The 18,414-nt window shown below is 66.8% G+C and carries 17 protein-coding genes; 7 read left to right on the top strand and 10 right to left on the bottom strand.

The annotated features are described in order from the left end of the window. Window positions 1-20: 20 nt before the first annotated feature. The 6 genes from kdsB to FIV34_RS07005 all read right to left on the bottom strand — a co-directional run bounded on the left by kdsB (window position 21) and on the right by FIV34_RS07005 (window position 6,344). Window positions 21-809 carry a 3-deoxy-manno-octulosonate cytidylyltransferase gene (kdsB, locus tag FIV34_RS07030; protein ID WP_139981009.1) on the bottom strand — a complete coding sequence of 263 codons (789 nt, stop codon included), beginning with the start codon at window positions 807-809 and terminating at the stop codon, window positions 21-23. Window positions 810-839: 30 nt separating this feature from the next. Continuing rightward, window positions 840-2,141, bottom strand: coding sequence for a 3-phosphoshikimate 1-carboxyvinyltransferase (gene aroA, locus FIV34_RS07025; RefSeq protein WP_139981007.1), 1,302 nt, complete (start codon window positions 2,139-2,141; stop codon window positions 840-842). Then, window positions 2,138-3,250: a histidinol-phosphate transaminase gene (gene hisC, locus FIV34_RS07020; RefSeq protein ID WP_139981005.1), complete on the bottom strand. Its 1,113-nt coding sequence runs from the start codon at window positions 3,248-3,250 to the stop codon at window positions 2,138-2,140. Before hisC ends, aroA begins: the two co-directional genes overlap by 4 nt. Then, a complete protein-coding gene (gene pheA / locus FIV34_RS07015) occupies window positions 3,247-4,350 on the bottom strand; it encodes a prephenate dehydratase (protein ID WP_139981003.1) in 1,104 nt (367 codons plus the stop codon). The genes hisC and pheA overlap by 4 nt, the downstream gene beginning before the upstream one ends. 79 nt (window positions 4,351-4,429) lie before the next feature. Next, window positions 4,430-5,515, bottom strand: coding sequence for a 3-phosphoserine/phosphohydroxythreonine transaminase (gene serC / locus FIV34_RS07010; RefSeq protein WP_139981001.1), 1,086 nt, complete (start codon window positions 5,513-5,515; stop codon window positions 4,430-4,432). A 61-nt stretch (window positions 5,516-5,576) separates the two neighbouring features. Further along, window positions 5,577-6,344 carry an FHA domain-containing protein gene (locus tag FIV34_RS07005; RefSeq protein ID WP_139980999.1) on the bottom strand — a complete coding sequence of 256 codons (768 nt, stop codon included), beginning with the start codon at window positions 6,342-6,344 and terminating at the stop codon, window positions 5,577-5,579. Between the two features lie 126 nt (window positions 6,345-6,470). On the opposite strand from FIV34_RS07005, the gene FIV34_RS07000 reads away from it, so the two are divergent. After that, entirely contained in the window at window positions 6,471-6,746 is a 276-nt protein-coding gene (locus FIV34_RS07000) for a polyhydroxyalkanoic acid system family protein (protein WP_139980997.1), read from the top strand. Window positions 6,747-6,832: 86 nt separating this feature from the next. Continuing rightward, window positions 6,833-7,051, top strand: coding sequence for a translation initiation factor IF-1 (gene infA / locus FIV34_RS06995; RefSeq protein WP_019466733.1), 219 nt, complete (start codon window positions 6,833-6,835; stop codon window positions 7,049-7,051). Between the two features lie 112 nt (window positions 7,052-7,163). On the opposite strand, the gene clpA is transcribed toward infA, so the two are convergent. Together clpA and clpS are read right to left on the bottom strand one after the other, a co-directional pair. Then, window positions 7,164-9,431 (bottom strand): ATP-dependent Clp protease ATP-binding subunit ClpA, encoded by a 2,268-nt coding sequence (clpA, locus tag FIV34_RS06990; RefSeq protein ID WP_139980995.1) that lies wholly within the window; start codon window positions 9,429-9,431, stop codon window positions 7,164-7,166. A gap of 78 nt (window positions 9,432-9,509) precedes the next feature. Beyond that, complete coding sequence (gene clpS, locus FIV34_RS06985; protein WP_139980993.1) at window positions 9,510-9,842, bottom strand: ATP-dependent Clp protease adapter ClpS; 333 nt, start codon at window positions 9,840-9,842, stop codon at window positions 9,510-9,512. 123 nt (window positions 9,843-9,965) lie between these two features. Here clpS and FIV34_RS06980 point away from each other — a divergent pair, with 123 nt between their 5' ends. Genes FIV34_RS06980 through hflD form a run of 3 tightly spaced genes read left to right on the top strand, consistent with a single transcriptional unit; the run spans window position 9,966 to window position 12,199 of the window. Then, on the top strand, window positions 9,966-10,457 hold the full coding sequence (locus tag FIV34_RS06980) for an NUDIX hydrolase (RefSeq protein WP_139980991.1): 492 nt from the start codon (window positions 9,966-9,968) through the stop codon (window positions 10,455-10,457). Further along, window positions 10,454-11,548: a tRNA 2-thiouridine(34) synthase MnmA gene (gene mnmA / locus FIV34_RS06975; RefSeq protein ID WP_139980989.1), complete on the top strand. Its 1,095-nt coding sequence runs from the start codon at window positions 10,454-10,456 to the stop codon at window positions 11,546-11,548. The genes FIV34_RS06980 and mnmA overlap by 4 nt, the downstream gene beginning before the upstream one ends. 24 nt (window positions 11,549-11,572) lie before the next feature. Next, a complete protein-coding gene (hflD, locus tag FIV34_RS06970; RefSeq protein ID WP_139980987.1) occupies window positions 11,573-12,199 on the top strand; it encodes a high frequency lysogenization protein HflD in 627 nt (208 codons plus the stop codon). Window positions 12,200-12,213: 14 nt separating this feature from the next. Here hflD and FIV34_RS06965 read toward each other — a convergent pair whose 3' ends face one another. Beyond that, the gene (locus FIV34_RS06965; RefSeq protein ID WP_246058772.1) at window positions 12,214-13,176 is read right to left on the bottom strand and encodes a LysR family transcriptional regulator; all 963 of its coding nucleotides are present in this window, start codon (window positions 13,174-13,176) and stop codon (window positions 12,214-12,216) included. A 188-nt stretch (window positions 13,177-13,364) separates the two neighbouring features. Here FIV34_RS06965 and acnA point away from each other — a divergent pair, with 188 nt between their 5' ends. Further along, entirely contained in the window at window positions 13,365-16,109 is a 2,745-nt protein-coding gene (gene acnA / locus FIV34_RS06960; RefSeq protein WP_139980985.1) for an aconitate hydratase AcnA, read from the top strand. 45 nt (window positions 16,110-16,154) lie between these two features. Here acnA and FIV34_RS06955 read toward each other — a convergent pair whose 3' ends face one another. Beyond that, window positions 16,155-16,592 (bottom strand): hypothetical protein, encoded by a 438-nt coding sequence (locus FIV34_RS06955; protein ID WP_139980982.1) that lies wholly within the window; start codon window positions 16,590-16,592, stop codon window positions 16,155-16,157. A 124-nt stretch (window positions 16,593-16,716) separates the two neighbouring features. Between FIV34_RS06955 and FIV34_RS06950 the strand changes: the two genes are divergently transcribed. Further along, window positions 16,717-18,414: an AMP-binding protein gene (locus FIV34_RS06950; protein WP_139980980.1), complete on the top strand. Its 1,698-nt coding sequence runs from the start codon at window positions 16,717-16,719 to the stop codon at window positions 18,412-18,414.

The following is an 18,414-nucleotide window of genomic DNA, read 5'->3' as shown; positions in this document are numbered from 1 at the left end:
AGCCGGTTGTGGGTGATCCCCTACAAATCGCCCTGTTTCTTCAGCCAGGCCTCCGCCCGGCCCAGATCCTCCGGGGTATCGATGCCCGGCGGGAACGGTTCCGGGGTCAGGCTCACCGAGATGGCGTAGCCGTGCTCCAGGGCGCGCAACTGCTCCAGCGACTCGGCCTGCTCCAGCGGCGTGCGCGGCAGGGCCGCGACCCGGCGCAGGAAGCCCGCCCGGTAGGCATAGATGCCGATGTGGCGCAGGAACGGCACCGCGGCCGGCAGCGCATGGCGATCCACCGCGAAGGCGTCGCGGGCCCATGGCGCGGGCGCCCGGGTGAAGTAGAGGGCCCGGCCGTTGCCACCGCGCACCACCTTCACCACGTTGGGATCGAACAGTTCTTCCGCGTCGGTGATCGGGGTGGCCAGGGTGGCCATCGGCGCGTCGTCGCCGGCCAGGGTATCGACCACCGCCCGGATGCCCGCGGCCGGGGCGAAGGGCTCATCGCCCTGCAGGTTCACGACCACGGTGTCGTCGGGCCAGCCGAAGTGGCTGGCCACCTCGGCGATGCGGTCGGTGCCGGAGGCGTGGTCTTCGCGGGTCATGCAGACAAGGATGTCGCCCCCGCAGCCGCGCATCTCGGCGGCGACGCGGTCGTCATCCGTGGCCACCACCACCTGGGCCGCACCGGCCTGGGCGGCACGCGCGGCCACCCGGCGGATCATCGACAGGCCACCAATCTTCAGCAGCGGCTTGCCCGGCAGGCGCGTGGACGCATACCGGGCGGGGACGACGACGACGTAGGGGGGTGTCTTGGCGGGCATGGGGCGGTCCGGACGTGGGTCAGGAACGCATTATGCCGCCAGGTTAAACCCCACGCCGTTGGCCAGCTCGATGAAACCGGGGAACGAGGTGGCGACGTTGGCGCAATCACCAATCGTGATCGGCGCCGTGGCGACGAGGCCGGCGATGGCGAAGCTCATGGCGATGCGATGGTCGCCGTGGCTGTCCACGCTGCCGCCGCCGATCGGGCCACCACGGATCATCGCGCCGTCCGGCAGCTCATCGATCATCACGCCGCACGCTTTCAGGCCCACGGCCATGGTGGCGATGCGGTCGGATTCCTTGACGCGCAGCTCCGCGGCGCCACGGATGGTCGTCATGCCCTCGGCGCAGGCCGCCGCCACGAACAAGGCGGGGAACTCGTCGATCATGTCGGGCACGATGTCGAGCGGCAGCGCCACGCCGTGCAGCGGACGCTGGCGCACCACGAGGTCGGCGATCGCTTCGCCGCCGCTGTGGCGCTCGTTCTCCACTGTGATGTCGGCACCCATCAGCTCCAGTGCCGCAAGCAGGCCGGTGCGGCGCGGGTTGAGGCCCACGCCCTTCAGGCGAAGATGCGAGCCAGGGACGATGCATGCGGCGACGATGAAGAACGCGGCCGAGGAAAAGTCCGCCGGCACGTCCACGTCGACGGCGCGCAGCACGTGGCCGCCCTCCACTTTCGCGCGCCCCGGCGAATACTCGATCGGCCAGCCGAAGGCCTTGAGCATGCTTTCGGTGTAGTCACGCGTGGGATGGGGCTCGATCACTTCCGTGCTGCCTTCGGCATACAGGCCCGCCAGCAGCAGTGCGGATTTGATCTGCGCGCTCGCCACGGGCGAGTGGTAGGTGATGCCCTTGAGCTTGCGCCCACCGCGGATGCGCAACGGTGGCTTGCCATCGTTCGTGTCGATCTCCGCGCCCATCGTGGACAGCGGGTCGGTCACGCGGCGCATCGGGCGGCCGGAGAGCGACGCATCGCCCACCAGCGTGCTGTCGAAGCCCTGCCCCGCCATCAAGCCGGCGAGCAGGCGCATGCCGGTACCGGCGTTGCCGCAGTCGAGATCGTCCGTGCTGCCGCGCAGGCCGTGCAGGCCCACGCCATGGACGACGCGCTCACCGGGCGCAGGTGTATCGAAGCGCACGCCCAGCTTGCCGAGGATGGCGGCGGTGGCGCGCGTGTCCTCGCCTTCAAGGAAGCCACGGATGTGCGTGGTGCCTTCGGCAATGGCGCCGAACATCAGGGCACGGTGCGAAACAGACTTGTCGCCGGGCACGACGAGGTCGCCTTGCAGCGGCCCTCCCGCACGGCTTACCCAATCCAGCCGGGTCATGGCAGGTTCTCCAGGAGACGTTGCAGCTCGGCGCGGCTACCCACACTGATACGCACGGTGTGCGGCAGGCCGTAGCCGCCCATGGGACGGACGATGACACCGCGTTCGAACAGATGCTTTTCGAAGGCGGCGGCGTCCTGGCCCAGGTCGACGAGCAGGAAATTGGTTTGCGACGGCAGGACGCGCAGGCCGCGCGCGGTGAGCTCTTCAGCGAACCACGCACGATCGCGATGGTTGGTCTCGCGCACCCGGGCACGGTGCTCGTGGTCGCCCAGCGCGGCTTCGGCCGCGGCGAGCGCCACGCCGTTGACGTTGAACGACTCGCGCAGCCGCTCGGCCACGGCGGCCACCGACGGGTGGCTGAGCATGTAACCGATGCGCAGGCCGGCCAGGGCGTAGGCCTTGGAGAACGTGCGCGTCACGATCAGGTTGGGGAAGCGGCCCAGCAGGTGCAGTGCGGTGCTCAGCCCCGGCGCATCGACGTACTCGTGGTACGCCTCGTCGACCACCACCAGCGTTTCCGCCGGCACGCGTGCGAGGAAGCGTTCCAGCTCGGCGTCGGTGAACCAGGTACCCGTGGGGTTGTTCGGATTCGCCAGGTAGACGATGCGCGTGGCGGGCGTCACCGCAGTGGCGATCGCGTCGAGGTCGTGGCCATACGGTGCCGTGGCATGGTTCGCCGGCAACGCCCGCACGGCGATGGCGCGTGCGCCCGCCGCCGCCGCGGCAATCGGGAACACCGCGAAGCCGTACTGCGAATGCACCACCGGATGCTCCGCATCGGCGAAGCACTGCGCCAGCAGCATGAGCAGTTCGTGCGAACCGTTGCCCAGCGTGATGCTGGCCACGGGCAGGCCGAGCTCGCCGGACAGGCGCTGCTTCAGCGAGGCGCCGAGCGGATCGGGATAGCGCCAGATGTCTTCAAGCACGCGCGTGGCGGCTCGCGTGGCCTGCGGGCTCGGGCCGAGCGGGTTCTCATTCGAACCCAGCTCCGAGAGCACGTTGCCAAAACGCAGGCGCAGCGCGGGAAGGTCATGACCGGGATCGTAGGCACGCAGCGCCGACGTCGCCCGGTTGGCGAGCGTGGCCGCATCGAACACGGCGGTCATGGCAGCGCGACGGGGTAAGCGCCGAGCACGCGCACATCCGCGGCGGCTGGCTTCATCTCGTCGAGCGCGGCCTGCAGGGCCGCGTCGTCCACGTGGCCGGAGACATCGATGAAGAACGCGTACTGCCACTTGCCCGTATGCGCCGGGCGTGACTCGATGCGGTTCATGCTGATGCCGTGGTCGGCCAGCGGCTTCAATACATCGAACAGCGCGCCGGGCTTATCGCGCACCGATACCAGCAGCGAGGTGCGATCGTTACCCGACGGCGGGAAGATCGTGCGGCCGATGACGAGGAAGCGCGTGGTGTTGTCGCTGCGATCCTCGATGGGACCGGCGATGATCTTCAGGCCGTACACGCGCGCGGCGGATTCGCCGGCGATCGCGGCGGATTCCGTCGACAGCCTGGCCATGCGCGCGGCCTCGGCATTGCTGGACACGGCGATGCGCTCGACGTTCGGCAGATTCACGCGCAACCACGCCTGGCATTGCTGCAGCGACTGCGGATGCGAGTAGATGCGCTTGATGTCCTTCATGTCGCCCGTGAGCGACAGCAGGTTCTGGTGGACGCGCAGCTCCACTTCGCCACAGATGGTGGCCTTGGACGTCAGGAACATGTCCAGGGTCATCTGGATCATGCCCTGCCCGGAATTCTCCACCGGCACCACGCCGAAATCGGCATTGCCCGCAGCCACTTCCTGGAACACTTCCTCGATGCTGCCCAGCGGCAGGCCGTAGGCGGCATGGCCGAACTGCTTGCGCACGGCCTGCTCGCTGAAAGTGCCCTCGGGGCCGAGGTAACCGATCTTCAACGGCTGCTGCTGCGACAGGCACGACGACATGATTTCGCGGAACAGACGCACCAGCTCCGCATGGGGCAGCGGGCCGTCGTTGCGGTCGATGACACCACGCAGCACCTGGGCCTCACGCTCGGGTCGGTAATACTCCACCGCTGCCTTCAACGGGCCCTTGGCCCGGCCGACCTGCTGTGCCCAACGGGCGCGCTCGCTGATGAGCGACTGCAGTTGCTGGTCGATGCTGTCGATGCGCTGGCGCGCCTCGGTCAGCGTGGCTTGCTTATCGGTGGAACTACTCTTACTCATGGACGTCCAGGCGGCTAAGTGGTTGCAAATGAAACAGTTATCACCGCAAACGCATGCTGCATTGCGGTGATCCCCGACTTTAACCGTGCCGCGTTGCAAAGTCCCGCATGAAATTCACAAGCACGCCGACGGCCTCGAGTGACACGGCGTTGTAGAGCGATGCGCGCATGCCGCCGACGGCCTTGTGGCCCTTGAGCGCCAGCAGGCCCGCGGCTTCGGATTCCTTGAGGAAAACGGCATCCAGCGCGCTATCGTGCAAGGTGAACGGCACGTTCATGCGCGAGCGCGCACTGACCTCGACGGGGCTGCGGTAAAAGCCCGACGAGCCATCGATCGCGTCGTACAGCGCCGTGGCCTTGGCCGCATTGCGCTCGCCCATGCCGGCAAGGCCGCCCTGCTCTTCCAGCCACTCGAACGTCAGGCCGGCGAGGTACCAGCCCCACGTGTTCGGCGTGTTCAACATGGAATCGTTCGCCGCGTGCTCGGCGTAGCGGAAGATGTTCGCCATCGGCCGGCCCGCGCGGGCCAGCAGGTCATCACGGATCACCATGATCACCAGGCCCGAGGGCCCGATGTTTTTCTGCGCGCCCGCGTAGATCAGGCCAAAGCGCGACACGTCCACCGGCTCGCTCAGGATGTTCGACGACATGTCGGCCACCAGCGGCGTGTCGCCCACGTCCGGCACGTCATGGAATTCCACGCCGTGGATGGTTTCGTTCGGCGTGTAGTGCACGTACGCCGCACCCTTGCTGAGCTGCCAGGTGTCGCGCGGCGGCAGGGAAAGATAGTTGGCGGCAACGGATGTCGCCGCCACGCGCGCGTCGATATATGGCGCCGCCTCGCGCACGGCCTTCTCGCCCCAGTGGCCGGTGACGATGTAATCCGCGTGCGCGTCGGGGCCGGCAAGATTCATCGGGATCTGCGCGAAGTGCTGGGTGGCCCCGCCCTGCAGGAACAGCACCTTGTAGTTCGCCGGAATCCCCATCAGCCCGCGCAGGCGTTGCTCCGCCGCGGCGGCCAGGGCCATGAACGGCTTGCCGCGATGGGAGAGTTCCATCACCGAGGCACCGGAGCCGTTCCAGTCGAGCAGCTCAGCCTGAGCGCGTTTCAGTACCGCTTCCGGCAGCGCCGCGGGTCCTGCGCTGAAATTCCAGGCTCTGCTCACGGGTCGTCCTCTCGCATGGGTGAACCGGCATTATGCCGCCGCATGCGGGCGAAACGGGGGCTCAGAACGGCGCGAACAGCACCACGGCAATGCCGAGCGCGAGAAGCGCGGCGGTGACGATCAGCCACCAGACGTCGCCGCGAGGGGCGTTGGCGTCTTCCGGCTCGGGTTCCGGCTCCGGCTCGGGTGCGACCACCACGGGCTCCGCCGACCAGCCGGGTGCCTCGAGGATGAAGCGATGCGTGGCGAGGCCGATCTGGTCGCCGGGCTGCAACGCCGCGCGCACCGTGCGCACGCCGTTCACCCGCACGGCATGCCTGGCCGGCACGCGCGACGCATCGAGGATCAGTTCGTCGGCGTCCCACACGAGGGTGAGCAGGGCCGCATCGTTGCCCGGCAGCTCCAGCGGTAGCGCACCATGGGTGGCGCCGAGCTCGAGACGGTCGCCGATGGCGACGAGGCGGCCGGAAAGCGGGCCGGCCACCGGGCGCAGCGCGGCGATGCAGCGCGCATCCGTGGGCTCGAGCAGTTCGCGGGCCTCAAGGTCATCGTCGTCGCGGATGAGCATCCGGCAGTCGCCCAGCGACAGGCTGTCGCCCGGGCGCAGCAGCGCCTTCTCGCGGACGGGGCGCGCATTGACGTACACGCGGCCGACGCCGGCCGCCACCTCCAGCACCATCCCGCGGCGATCGCGATGGATGGTGACGTGGCGCGGCGCCACCTGAACCTCGGAAACCACGAGGTCGTTGTCCTCGGCCCGGCCAATCGTGAGCACGGGTCGGGACCAGTGGAAATCACCGCGAGCCGAGCTGACGAATTCGATGCGCATGGAGGGACCGGACAGATGACGACGCGACTTTAGCAGAGTGCGGTATCACATTGAACGCAAAGACATCGGAGCGGTTCAGCGGGCTCCGCTGGTAGACTCCCCCTCTTTCATCCCAGGGAGTACCTCATGGCCAAGATCGATATCCGCCGGGAACACGGCAAGACCGCCGCCGAGGCGCGTGCCGTCGTGGACAAGGTGGCCGCGGGCATGGCCGAGAAGTTCGGCACCAAGGGCGCCTGGCAGGGTGATGCGTATGCCTTCTCCGGCTCGGGCGTGAAAGGCGCGATTGCGGTCACCGACCGCGATGTCCACGTGACCGCCGAGCTCGGCATGCTGCTGTCGGCGTTCAAGGGCAAGATCCAAGACGAGATCCGCGGGAAGCTGGACAAGTATTTCGCCTGACCGGCCCCGGGTGGCCTTGAGAGGCCCGGCATGGCATAATAGGGGACTATTGCGGCCACGCCGGCCACTTATCCGACCCGGAACACATGGCAAAAGACGACGTCATCGAAATGGAAGGCACGGTCCAGGAGACCCTGCCCAATACCATGTTCCGCGTGCAGCTCGAGAACGGGCACGTCATTACTGCCCACATCTCCGGCCGTATGCGCAAGCATTACATCCGCATCCTCACCGGTGACAAGGTGAAGGTCGAGATGACCCCGTACGACCTGACCAAGGGCCGTATCACCTACCGCATGAAGTAAGCGCACGCTGCGCTGCTCCACCGGTAAAAGAAAAGCCGCGGATATCCGCGGCTTTTTTGTTGCGTACGATCTGGTGGAACACCGGCCCACCCGAAGGTGGGCCGTGCCTTGATCAGGCCTCGACCGTGGCCGGCTCAGCCGACTCGGTTTCCACGTGGAGCTCGTCGCCAGCCACCGACAGGGTGACCTTGCCGCCTTCGGCGAGCTTGCCGAACAGCAGCTCGTCGGCCAGGGCGCGCTTGACCTTGTCCTGGATGACGCGAGCCATCGGACGCGCACCCATCTGCGGGTCGAACCCGTGCTCGGCCAACCAGCGGCGGGCCTCCGGCGTGACATCCACGCTGACCTTCTTCTCCGCGAGCTGGGCTTCCAGCTCGATGAGGAACTTGTCGACTACGCGCAGGATGTGCTCGAAGTCCAGCGCGTTGAACTGGATGACCGCGTCCAGACGGTTGCGGAACTCCGGGGTGAACATCCGACGGATGGTTTCCATGGCGTCCGGCGAGTGGTTCTGCTTCACGAAGCCGATGCCGCGACGCGACGCCAGCTGGGCGCCAGCGTTCGTCGTCATGACCACGATGACGTTCTTGAAGTTCGCCTCGCGGCCGTTGGTATCGGTCAGCACGCCGCGGTCCATCACCTGCAGCAGGATGTTGTACACATCCGGATGCGCCTTCTCGATTTCATCCAGCAACAGCACGCAGTGCGGGTGCTTGGTGATCTGCTCGGTGAGCAGGCCACCCTGGTCGAAGCCGACGTAGCCCGGGGGTGCACCGACCAGGCGCGAGACCGAATGCGCTTCCATGTACTCGGACATGTCGAAGCGGACCATCTCGATACCCAGCTGCATGGCAAGCTGGCGGGTCACTTCCGTCTTGCCGACGCCCGTGGGGCCGGCGAGCAGGAAGCTGCCGATCGGCTTGGACGGATCGCCCAGGCCGGAACGGGCCATCTTGATCGACGAGGCCAGTGCTTCGATCGCACCGTCCTGGCCGAACACCACCATCTTGAGGTTGCGCTCCAGGTTACGCAGGACGTCGCGATCCGACGCCGACACCTGCTTGGCCGGGATGCGTGCCATCTTGGCCACGATGTATTCGATTTCGGCGACGTCGACCTTGCCGGTCCGCTCGTCTTCCGGCAGCAGGCGCTGGCGGGCGCCGGCCTCGTCGATCACGTCGATGGCCTTGTCCGGCAGCAGGCGGTCGGGGATGTGCTTGACCGACAGGTCCACCGCCGCCCGCAAGGCTTCACCGGTGTATTCCACCGAGTGATGCTCTTCGAAGCGCGACTTCAGGCCCTTCAGGATCTCGATGGAATCGGCCACGGTGGGCTCGACCACGTCGATCTTCTGGAAGCGACGCGCCAGGGCACGGTCCTTCTCGAAGATGCCGCGGAATTCCTGGAACGTGGTGGAACCGATGCAGCGCAGCTCGCCGGAGGCCAGCATGGGCTTGATCAGGTTCGAGGCGTCCATGGTGCCGCCCGACGCCGAGCCCGCACCGATGATGGTGTGGATCTCGTCGATGAACAGGATGGCATTGGGCTGCTTCTTGAGCTGGCCAATCACCGCCTTCAGGCGCTTTTCGAAGTCGCCACGGTACTTCGTGCCGGCCACGAGGGCACCCAGGTCGAGCGACCAGATGGTGCAGTCTTCGAGCACCTCGGGCACCTCGCCCTCGACGATGCGCTTGGCCAGGCCCTCGGCCAGGGCCGTCTTGCCCACGCCGGCCTCACCGACGTAGAGCGGGTTGTTCTTGCGCCGGCGGCAGAGCACCTGGATGGTGCGCTCCACTTCGTCCTGGCGGCCGATCAGGGGGTCGATCTTGCCCTGGACAGCCAGTTCGTTGAGGTTGCTGGCGTATTCGCTGAGCGGGTTGCCCTTGCCTTCGCCACCGTCCTCGCCGTCACGCTCGGCGCTGGAGGGCGCCGCGGCGGACTCGTCGGAGATCTTGGCGATGCCGTGCGAGATGTAGTTCACCACGTCCAGGCGGGTGATCTCCTGCTGGTGCAGGAAATACACGGCGTGGCTGTCCTTTTCGCCGAAGATGGCGACCAGGACGTTGGCCCCGGTGACTTCCTTCCGGCCGGAGGACTGCACGTGGTACACGGCGCGCTGGAGCACGCGCTGGAAGCCCAGCGTGGGCTGGGTGTCGCGCTCGTCACCGGCCGGGAGCACCGGTACCGTCTCCGCGATGATCCGCTGGAGATCCGCCGCGAGGCGGGGCAAATCCACGCCGCAGGCCCGCAGGGCGGCGAGGGCAGAGCTGTTTTCCGTCAGGGCGAGCAGGAGATGCTCCACGGTCATGAACTCGTGGCGCTGCTCCCGGGCCTGCTTATAGCAGTGCCCAATGGTGACTTCGAGATCCTTGCTGAACATACGGACCGTCTCCGATAGCTGTGGGCGGCGGGGTCATTGCCCTTGTTAGTGCCGCATGAACTCCAGATGGGGCATCGGCTACATCTTTTCCATAGTGCACAACAGCGGGTGCTGATGGGACCGTGAGTATTCGTTTACCTGGGTCACCTTCGTTTCTGCCACCTCGCGGGTGAACACGCCGCAGACGCCCTTCCCCCTTGTGTGTACGTGGAGCATCACCTGGACCGCCCTCTCCTGATCCATGCCAAAGAAGCTACGCAATACCTCAACCACAAAATCCATCGGTGTGAAGTCGTCGTTCAGCAGGACAACCTGGAACAGGGGCGGCTTCGCCGTTTCCGGCCGAGCCGTTTCGATCGCCAGGCCGTGTCCGCGCTCGCTTTCCTGATCGTGTTCGTGTTCCTGGGACATTAATTAAGAACCTTCGGTACGCGATTCGATTATATACACCGGATTTCGAGCCCTTTCGGGGTCGATTTCCACAGGTGATGGCACAATATGTCTTTTTCCAGAGCCACCCCTCCCATTTGTCAGATGACCCAGACCGACGCCCCGGCCGAAAACGTGTGGTGCCCCCGTGTGACCGTGGCATGCGTCGTCGCGGCCGGCGACCGCTACCTCATGGTCGAAGAAGAGGTTTTTGGCGAGCTGGCGTACAACCAGCCGGCCGGCCACCTGGACCCGGGTGAGACCCTGCAGGCGGCCGCCGTACGCGAGGCGCTGGAGGAAACCGGACACACCGTGGTGCTCGACGCCTTCCTCGGCGTCTGGCAATGGACGAGCCACGAGCACGGCGAGCAGGTGCTGCGCTTCGCCTTCAGCGGCCACTCCGTGGCCCATGATGCCGCCCGCGGGCTGGATACCGGCATCCGCCGGGCCCTGTGGCTGCGCCGCGACGAGATCGAGGCCCTGGGCGCGCGCCTGCGCAGCCCGCTGATCCTGGACGCCATCGACGCCTGGCTGGATGGTCGCCGCTATCCCCTGGACGCCGTCGCCAGCCTCCTGCCGCAGGTTCCTGCGGTATGAAAGTGATCCTCGGCGTCTCCGGCGGCGTGGACTCCTCGGTCGCCGCCATCCTCCTGCAGCAGGCCGGCCACGAGGTGGAAGGCATGTTCATGCAGAACTGGGAGGAGGACGACCGCTCCGGCCCCTGCACCACCGACGACGACCGCCGCGACGCCGTGGCGGTCTGCGGCCGCCTGGGCATCCCGTTCCACGCCCGCAACTTCGCCGGCGAGTACTGGGACGGCGTGTTCGCCCACTTCCTGGCCGAATACGCGGCGGGCCGCACGCCGAACCCGGACGTGCTGTGCAACCGCGAAATCAAGTTCAAGACCTTCCTGGACCATGCCCAGGCCCTCGGCGCGGAGAAGATCGCGACGGGCCACTACGCACGGGTGGATTTCCACGAGGGGCGCTACCGCCTGCTCCGGGCCGTGGATGCGGCGAAGGACCAGACCTACTTCCTGCACGCCCTGGGCCAGCGACAGCTCTCGGCCACGCTGTTCCCGGTGGGTGAGATCGAGAAGCCGGCCGTGCGCGAGATGGCCCGCGAGGCCGCCCTGCCCACGGCGGCCAAGAAGGACTCCACCGGCATCTGCTTCATCGGCGAGCGCGATTTCCGCGCCTTCCTGGCCCAGTACCTCCCGGCGAAGCCCGGTCGCATGGTCGATCCCGACGGCCGCGCCGTCGGCGAGCACCAGGGCGTGATGTATTACACGCTGGGCCAGCGCAACGGCCTGGGCATTGGCGGCCGGGCGGATGCGCCCAACGAGCCGTGGTACGTGGTGGGCAAGGACGTGGCCTCGAACACCCTGGTGGTGGCGCAGGGCGGCGAGAACCGCTGGCTGCAGTCCACCCGGCTGGTCGCCACCGATGCCACCTGGGTGGCGGGCGAGCCCCCGGCCCTGTCGTTCCGCTGCACCGCGAAGACCCGCTATCGCCAGGCCGACCAGGCCTGCGCGGTGGAGGTCCGCGGCGATACCCTGCATATCACCTTCGACGACCCCCAGCGCGCCGTCACCCCCGGCCAGTCCGTGGTGCTGTACGACGGCGAGGCCTGCCTTGGCGGCGCCGTGATCGCCAGCACCGACGCGGCCTATGGCGGCCTTGCATGACCCCCTTACCCCCGAGCTGTATCCATGAATGAAGAGCGCGTCCTGGCCCTGGCCGGGGTCTTCCAGGGTGTTGCCCTGGCCCAGCAGCTGGCCAACGGAGGCCGCTGCGACGACGCGGCCTACGAGGCCAGCCTCGCCAGCGTGTTCCGCATCGATGCCGATTCGGTGGCCGGCGTGTACGGCAACGTGGCCGGCGTGCGCCGTGGCTTGCGCACGCTGGTGAACCAGTTTGAAGAGAAGACCCGCGACGTGGCGGTCATGCGCATGGGCGTGACGGTGCTCCGCCTGGAGCGCTCGCTCTCGCGCAACCGCGCCCTGCTCGACCGGCTGCATGAGGGCATCGTCGCCGCCCAGCGCCAGGTGGAGCATTTCGGCCTCAACCACCCCAACGTCGCCGCGCGGCTGGCCGAGCTCTACGCCACCACGCTGTCCACGCTGAAGCCACGCGTGATGGTCACCGGCAACCCGACCCAGTTGCAGCAGAAGGCCAACGTGGACCGGGTCCGCGCGTGCCTGCTGGCCTCGGTGCGCTCGGCGGTGCTGTGGCACCAGCTGGGTGGCCGCCAGTGGCACATGCTGTTCCAGGGCAAGCAGTGCGCCATGCTGGCGCGTGGCCTGCTCACCGGGTCCACCCTCGACAACGGGTTTTAGTCAGCTCGACTAGCTCAGGTCGCCGCGTCCAGGCCCGGAATCGTGCCGGCCAGCGTGCGCAGCAACGCCGCAAAGCCCGTCAGGTCGTCGCGCCAGGGCGAGGCACTGCGCCAGTAAAGGGCGATATGCCGGCCCGGGCGGGCACCCTCCACGCCGGCCAGCACCACGTTCGGAATCGACTGCAGGCGATCGTGGGCCAGGATCGGCACCAGGGTATAGCCGCCACGCAGCGCCACCAGCGTGGCCAGGCTTTCGATCGAAAGATCCTGGATGCGCTCCGGCCGCGCCGCACCCGGCATGCCCAGGTCGGACACCCCATTGCCGTGGCTTTCCGCCATCAGGGTGGCATCCGAGGCGTCCAGGTCGGTCAGGGCCACCTGGTGCTGGCCCGCCAGCGGGTGCGCCTTGTGCAGCATCAGTTCGTAGGGCTCGAAGAACAGGGCCGTCGAATCCAGCCCGTTCACGGTCGCGCTGGGCGGCGCCAGCACCGCATCCAGCTCACCTTCGGCCAGCCGGCGCAGCAGGCCGCGCGGCTTGCCCTCGGAAATCGTCAGGCGCGCTTCGGGAAAGCGCTGCGGGAATGGCTCAATCACATGGGGCAGCAGGTACGGACCCAGCGTGGAGGGCACGCCCAGCCGCAGCTCACCGCCGAAGGCGATATCCCCGGCCCGTGCCGCGTGCTCGAGATGCTCCGCCGCGCCCAGCACGGCTTCGATATAGCCCAGCAATCGCTGCCCGCCGGCGGTCGGCGCCACGCGGCGGCCGCCGCGCTCGAACAGGGGCATGCCCAGCGCCTGCTCCACCTTCTGCACCTGGTGCGAGAGGCCCGAGGGGCTGATGTACATGGCGCGGGCTGCGCTGGTGAAGCTGCCTTCACGGGCCACGGCCTGGACCAGGGCAAGGTCACGCAGCGACACCGATGACAGGGCCATCGAAATCATCGAACGCTGCGTGCCATCAAATGCGTTTGTGCCCATCCACCGCCGCCCTCATCCTTTTGACCGCCGAAATCGCGCGGCCAGCGCCACGAGCGGGCCATTCTAACGGACCGAAGGTCTCACGGCGGTCGCATACGGACACCAGACTGCGCGATAATCGACGCTTTGGCGCGCCCCCACGGGCCGCCAGGCCTCCCCAGCTAAGCAAGCCACGCCAGGAGTACAGCATGAAAGACTCGTTCTCGGTACGAGACACCATCGAAGTCAACGGCAAGCGCCACACCATCGCCAGCCTGGCCAAGTTCGGCGCGCAGCACGACATCAAGCGCCTGCCGTACTCCATGAAGATCCTGCTGGAGAACCTCCTCCGCCAGGAAGACGGCGTGAACGTCACGGCGAAGGAAATTGAAGCCGTCGCCAAGTGGGACGCGAAGGCCGAGCCGGATACCGAGATCTCCTTCATGCCCGCCCGCGTCGTCCTGCAGGACTTCACCGGCGTGCCCTGCGTGGTCGACCTGGCCGCGATGCGCGACGCCGTCGCCAAGCTCGGCGGCAACCCCGACAAGATCAACCCGCTGGCGCCCGCCGAACTGGTCATCGACCACTCGGTGCAGGTCGACGCGTTTGGTTCGGAAGCCGCGCTGGAAGAGAACGTCGCCATCGAGTTCGAGCGCAACCAGGAGCGTTACTCGTTCCTGCGCTGGGGCCAGAAGGCCTTCAACAACTTCAAGGTCGTGCCGCCGCGCACGGGCATCGTGCACCAGGTGAACCTGGAGAACCTCGCCCGCGTCGTCTTCACCAATGAAGTGGACGGCGAGTCGTTCGCCTACCCGGATACCGTGTTCGGTACCGATTCGCACACCACGATGATCAACGGCATCGGCGTGCTGGGCTGGGGCGTGGGCGGTATCGAGGCCGAAGCCGCGATGCTCGGCCAGCCGTCGTCCATGCTGATCCCGCAGGTGGTCGGTTTCCGCCTGAAGGGCAAGCTGCCGGAAGGCGTCACCGCCACCGACCTCGTCCTCACCGTGACCCAGATGCTGCGCAAGCTCGGCGTCGTCGGCAAGTTCGTCGAGTTCTTCGGCAACGGCCTGCAGAACCTGCCGCTGGCCGATCGCGCCACCATCGCCAACATGGCCCCGGAATACGGCGCCACCTGCGGCATCTTCCCGATCGACCAGGAAGCACTGAACTACATGCGCCTGTCGGGCCGCGACGAAGCGCAGATCGCGCTGGTCGAGACCTACGCCAAGGCACAGAACCTGTGGCACGACGCGAACACGCCGGAAGCCGAGTTCACCACCGTGCTCGAGCTCGACCTCGCCGACGTGCGCCCGTCCATGGCCGGCCCGAAGCGTCCGCAGGACCGCGTGCTGCTGGAAGGCGTGCAGCAGAGCTTCCTCGACGTGGTCGGCCCGCTCACGGCCAACCGCAAGACCAAGAATGGCGACACCTCGCGCTTCAGCAATGAAGGCGGCGGCACGGCCATCGGCAACGAAGCCAACGGCATCAACGAAGAAGGCGTGCTGGTCCACAAGGACGGCGCCAACTTCCGCATCAACGACGGCTCGGTCGTCATCGCCGCGATCACCTCGTGCACCAACACGTCCAACCCGGCCGTGATGCTTGCCGCCGGCCTGGTCGCCAAGAAGGCCGCCGCGCGTGGCCTCACCTCCAAGCCGTGGGTCAAGCCCTCGCTCGGCCCGGGCTCGCTCGTGGTCACCGAGTACCTGAAGAAGACCGGCCTGCTCGAAGAGCTGGAGAAGGTGAACTTCTTCGTCGTCGGTTACGGCTGCACCACCTGCATCGGTAACTCCGGCCCGCTGCCGGCTGAAATCAGCAAGGGCATCGCCGAGGGCGACCTGGCCGTGGCATCGGTGTTGTCGGGTAACCGCAACTTCGAAGGCCGCGTGCATCCGGAAGTGAAGATGAACTACCTGGCCTCGCCGCCGCTGGTGGTGGCCTACGCGCTTGCCGGCACGCTGAACATCGACCTGACCAAGGACCCGATCGCCAACGGCAGCGACGGCCAGCCGGTGTTCCTCAAGGACATCTGGCCGAGCAACCAGGAAATCTCCGACGCCATCGCCGGCGCCATCAACCCGCAGATGTTCAAGGACAGCTACGCCGACGTCTTCAAGGGCGACAGCCGCTGGAACCAGATCGCCTCGCCGGATGGCCAGACGTACGCGTGGGACGATTCCACCTACATCAAGAACCCGCCCTACTTCGACGGCATGTCCGCCGAAGCCGGCACCATCGAAGACATCCACGGTGCGCGCGCCATGGGCATCTTCGGTGACTCGATCACCACCGACCACATCTCGCCGGCCGGCTCGATCAAGAAGGACAGCCCGGCGGGTCGCTTCCTGATCTCGCGTGGCGTCGAGCCGAAGGACTTCAACTCCTACGGTTCGCGTCGTGGCAACGACGACGTGATGGTGCGCGGTACCTTCGCCAACATCCGCATCAAGAACCTGATGCTCGACGGCGTCGAGGGTGGCTTCACCAAGTACATCCCGACCGGCGAAGAAATGGCGATCTACGACGCCGCCATGAAGTACAAGGCCGACGGCACCCCGCTGGTCGTGCTGGCCGGCAAGGAATACGGCACCGGTTCGTCGCGTGACTGGGCCGCCAAGGGCACCCTGCTGCTCGGCGTCAAGGCCGTGATCACCGAGAGCTTCGAGCGCATCCACCGCTCCAACCTGGTCGGCATGGGCGTGCTGCCCTGCCAGTTCCAGGACGGCGAGAACGCGCAGACGCTCGGCCTGAAGGGCGACGAAGTGTTCGACATCACCGGCCTCAACGGCGGCGAGTCGAAGACGGCGACGGTGAAGGCCACGCGTCCGGACGGTTCGACCAAGGAGTTCACCGTGAAGGTGCTCCTGCTGACCCCGAAGGAGCGCGAGTTCTTCCGCCACGGCGGCATCCTGCAGTACGTGCTTCGCCAGCTGGCGAAGGCCGCGTAAGGAACGAAGGCCCGGGAAACCGGGCCTTCTTTTTTGGGGTCGCTTTTACAGGGCGCGCTTCCATGTGGCGGTAAAGCACCGCCACTCGCTGCCGTCCTTTCGCCAGCCGGTCTCCACCTGGTACGCCCCCGCGTTGTCGGGCAGCACGCCCGACCCCGCCGCCAGGGTCACCGTGAACGTGGCCACCTGCCGTTCGCCACGCTTGTCCACCGATACCGGGCCCAGCAGCACGTGCACCTTCTGCCCGCGTAGCGCGAACACCCGCACGAGGTTGGCCACCGCCTGCCGGTTGAACTCGCCGGTATTGCCGTCGAAGTCGTCCGCAAGGGCCGCCACGGTGTCGCTGCCACTGCCCGCCTCGGCCCCTTGGGCGGCCGCGGCAATCGCCTTGCGTACCTGCTCGTCGTCCGGCGTGCGATGGCATCCGACCAGCCCCATGAGGGCGATCAGGAGTAAGGTGACCAGGGCCGTGCGTCGCTGCATGTTTTCCGTCTCCTCGCCTCGCTGCGATGCGGCTTGCCGCTATACGCGAGCGTATGCTCCAATCCTGCCTATCGTACGACGGGCCTGCCGTACGAGCGCCACTTTCCTGGAGTTTGTCCCGTACATGAGCAACGAGCGCCCGTGGCTTGACCACTACCCGGCCGGGATCCCCGCCGACATCGACGTCAACGCGTACCGCTCCGTTGCGGCGGTGTTCGAAGAATCATTTCAGAAATTTCGTGAGCGCCCTGCGTTCAAGAATTTCGGGAAGGTCCTGACCTACGGGCAGATCGACGAACTCTCGGCCGCCTTCGCCGGCTTCCTCTCCGGGGAGCTCGGGCTGAAGAAGGGCGATCGCCTCGCCATCATGCTCCCGAACCTCCTGCAGTACCCCGTGGCCCTGTTCGGCGCGCTGCGCCTGGGCCTGACGGTGGTCAACACCAATCCGCTCTACACGGCCCGCGAGCTGCACCACCAGCTGGCCGACTCCGGCGCCAAGGCGCTGGTCGTCCTCGACAACTTCGCGCACACCGTGCAGGAAGCCCTGCCCGGCACCGCGATCGAGCACGTCGTCACCACCGCGGTGGGCGACCTGGTGGGCTTCCCCAAGGGCAGCATCATCAACTTCGTGGTCAAGCACGTCCGCAAGGAAGTGCCGGCGTTCCACCTGCCGAAGAACACCCGTTTCAGCGATGCCCTCTCGCGCGGCAAGGCCCACCCCCTGCCCAACGTGGACGTGAGCCACGATGACATCGCGTTCCTGCAGTACACCGGCGGCACCACGGGCGTGGCCAAGGGCGCCATGCTCACCCACCGCAACATGATCGCGAACATGCTGCAGGCGGACGCCTGGATCAGCGGCTCGGCGAAAATGGGCGAAGAGATCATCGTCACCGCGCTGCCGCTGTATCACATCTTCTCGCTGACGGCGAACGGCCTGGTCTTCACCCGCATGGGTGCGATGAACCTGCTGATCACCAACCCGCGCGACATGAAGGGGTTCGTCAAGGAACTCTCCAAGGAGAAGTTCACGGCGATCACCGGCGTCAACACGCTGTTCAATGGCCTGCTGAACACCCCGGGTTTCGCCGAGCTCGATTTCTCGCGCCTGCACCTGTCACTCGGCGGCGGCATGGCCGTGCAGCGCGCCGTGGCCGAGCGCTGGAAGAAGACCACCGGCGTGACCCTGGCCGAGGCGTACGGGCTGACCGAAACCTCGCCGGCGGCCTGCATCAATCCGCTGGACCTGAAGGAATACAACGGCTCCATCGGCCTGCCCATTCCGTCGACCTACGTGCAGATCTGGTCCGACGACGGCATCCCGCTGCCGGTGGGCGAAGTGGGCGAGCTGTGCATCAAGGGCCCGCAGGTGATGAAGGGCTACTGGAACAAGCCCGACGAGACGGCCAAGGTGCTCGACGCCAACGGCTGGCTGCGCACCGGCGACATCGCGAAGATGGACGCCAACGGCTACCTCTACATCGTCGATCGCAAGAAGGACATGATCCTGGTATCGGGTTTCAACGTGTACCCGAACGAGATCGAAGACATCGTCATGAGCCACCCCGGCGTGGCCGAAGTCGCTGCCGTGGGCATCGATGACGAGCATTCGGGCGAGGTGGTGAAGCTGTTCGTCGTCAGGAAGGATCCTTCGCTGACGGAAGAGGCGCTGAAGGAGTTCTGCCGCGAGAAGCTCACCGGCTACAAGCGCCCCAAGCAGATCGAATTCCGCGATTCGCTGCCGAAGACGAACGTGGGCAAGATCCTCCGCCGCGAACTGCGCGACGAAGACCGCGCAAAGCGAAAAGCCGCGCAAGCCTGA

Origin of the sequence: Luteibacter pinisoli (assembly GCF_006385595.1) — a bacterium.
In the GTDB taxonomy this organism is placed as follows: domain Bacteria; phylum Pseudomonadota; class Gammaproteobacteria; order Xanthomonadales; family Rhodanobacteraceae; genus Luteibacter; species Luteibacter pinisoli.
Note: the sequence above shows the minus strand (reverse complement) of the source record. Positions and strands in the feature narration are given on the sequence as shown.

Bases quoted from the DNA above. Each gene is read 5' to 3' on its own strand.
- kdsB (WP_139981009.1), bottom strand. From the start codon at position 809: ATGCCCGCCAAGACACCCCCCTACGTCGTCGTCGTCCCCGCCCGGTAT.
- aroA (WP_139981007.1), bottom strand. From the start codon at position 2,141: ATGACCCGGCTGGATTGGGTAAGCCGTGCGGGAGGGCCGCTGCAAGGC.
- hisC (WP_139981005.1), bottom strand. From the start codon at position 3,250: ATGACCGCCGTGTTCGATGCGGCCACGCTCGCCAACCGGGCGACGTCG.
- pheA (WP_139981003.1), bottom strand. From the start codon at position 4,350: ATGAGTAAGAGTAGTTCCACCGATAAGCAAGCCACGCTGACCGAGGCG.
- FIV34_RS07005 (WP_139980999.1), bottom strand. From the start codon at position 6,344: ATGCGCATCGAATTCGTCAGCTCGGCTCGCGGTGATTTCCACTGGTCC.
- FIV34_RS07000 (WP_139980997.1), top strand. From the start codon at position 6,471: ATGGCCAAGATCGATATCCGCCGGGAACACGGCAAGACCGCCGCCGAG.
- infA (WP_019466733.1), top strand. From the start codon at position 6,833: ATGGCAAAAGACGACGTCATCGAAATGGAAGGCACGGTCCAGGAGACC.
- clpA (WP_139980995.1), bottom strand. From the start codon at position 9,431: ATGTTCAGCAAGGATCTCGAAGTCACCATTGGGCACTGCTATAAGCAG.
- clpS (WP_139980993.1), bottom strand. From the start codon at position 9,842: ATGTCCCAGGAACACGAACACGATCAGGAAAGCGAGCGCGGACACGGC.
- FIV34_RS06980 (WP_139980991.1), top strand. From the start codon at position 9,966: ATGACCCAGACCGACGCCCCGGCCGAAAACGTGTGGTGCCCCCGTGTG.
- mnmA (WP_139980989.1), top strand. From the start codon at position 10,454: ATGAAAGTGATCCTCGGCGTCTCCGGCGGCGTGGACTCCTCGGTCGCC.
- hflD (WP_139980987.1), top strand. From the start codon at position 11,573: ATGAATGAAGAGCGCGTCCTGGCCCTGGCCGGGGTCTTCCAGGGTGTT.
- FIV34_RS06965 (WP_246058772.1), bottom strand. From the start codon at position 13,176: ATGGGCACAAACGCATTTGATGGCACGCAGCGTTCGATGATTTCGATG.
- acnA (WP_139980985.1), top strand. From the start codon at position 13,365: ATGAAAGACTCGTTCTCGGTACGAGACACCATCGAAGTCAACGGCAAG.
- FIV34_RS06955 (WP_139980982.1), bottom strand. From the start codon at position 16,592: ATGCAGCGACGCACGGCCCTGGTCACCTTACTCCTGATCGCCCTCATG.
- FIV34_RS06950 (WP_139980980.1), top strand. From the start codon at position 16,717: ATGAGCAACGAGCGCCCGTGGCTTGACCACTACCCGGCCGGGATCCCC.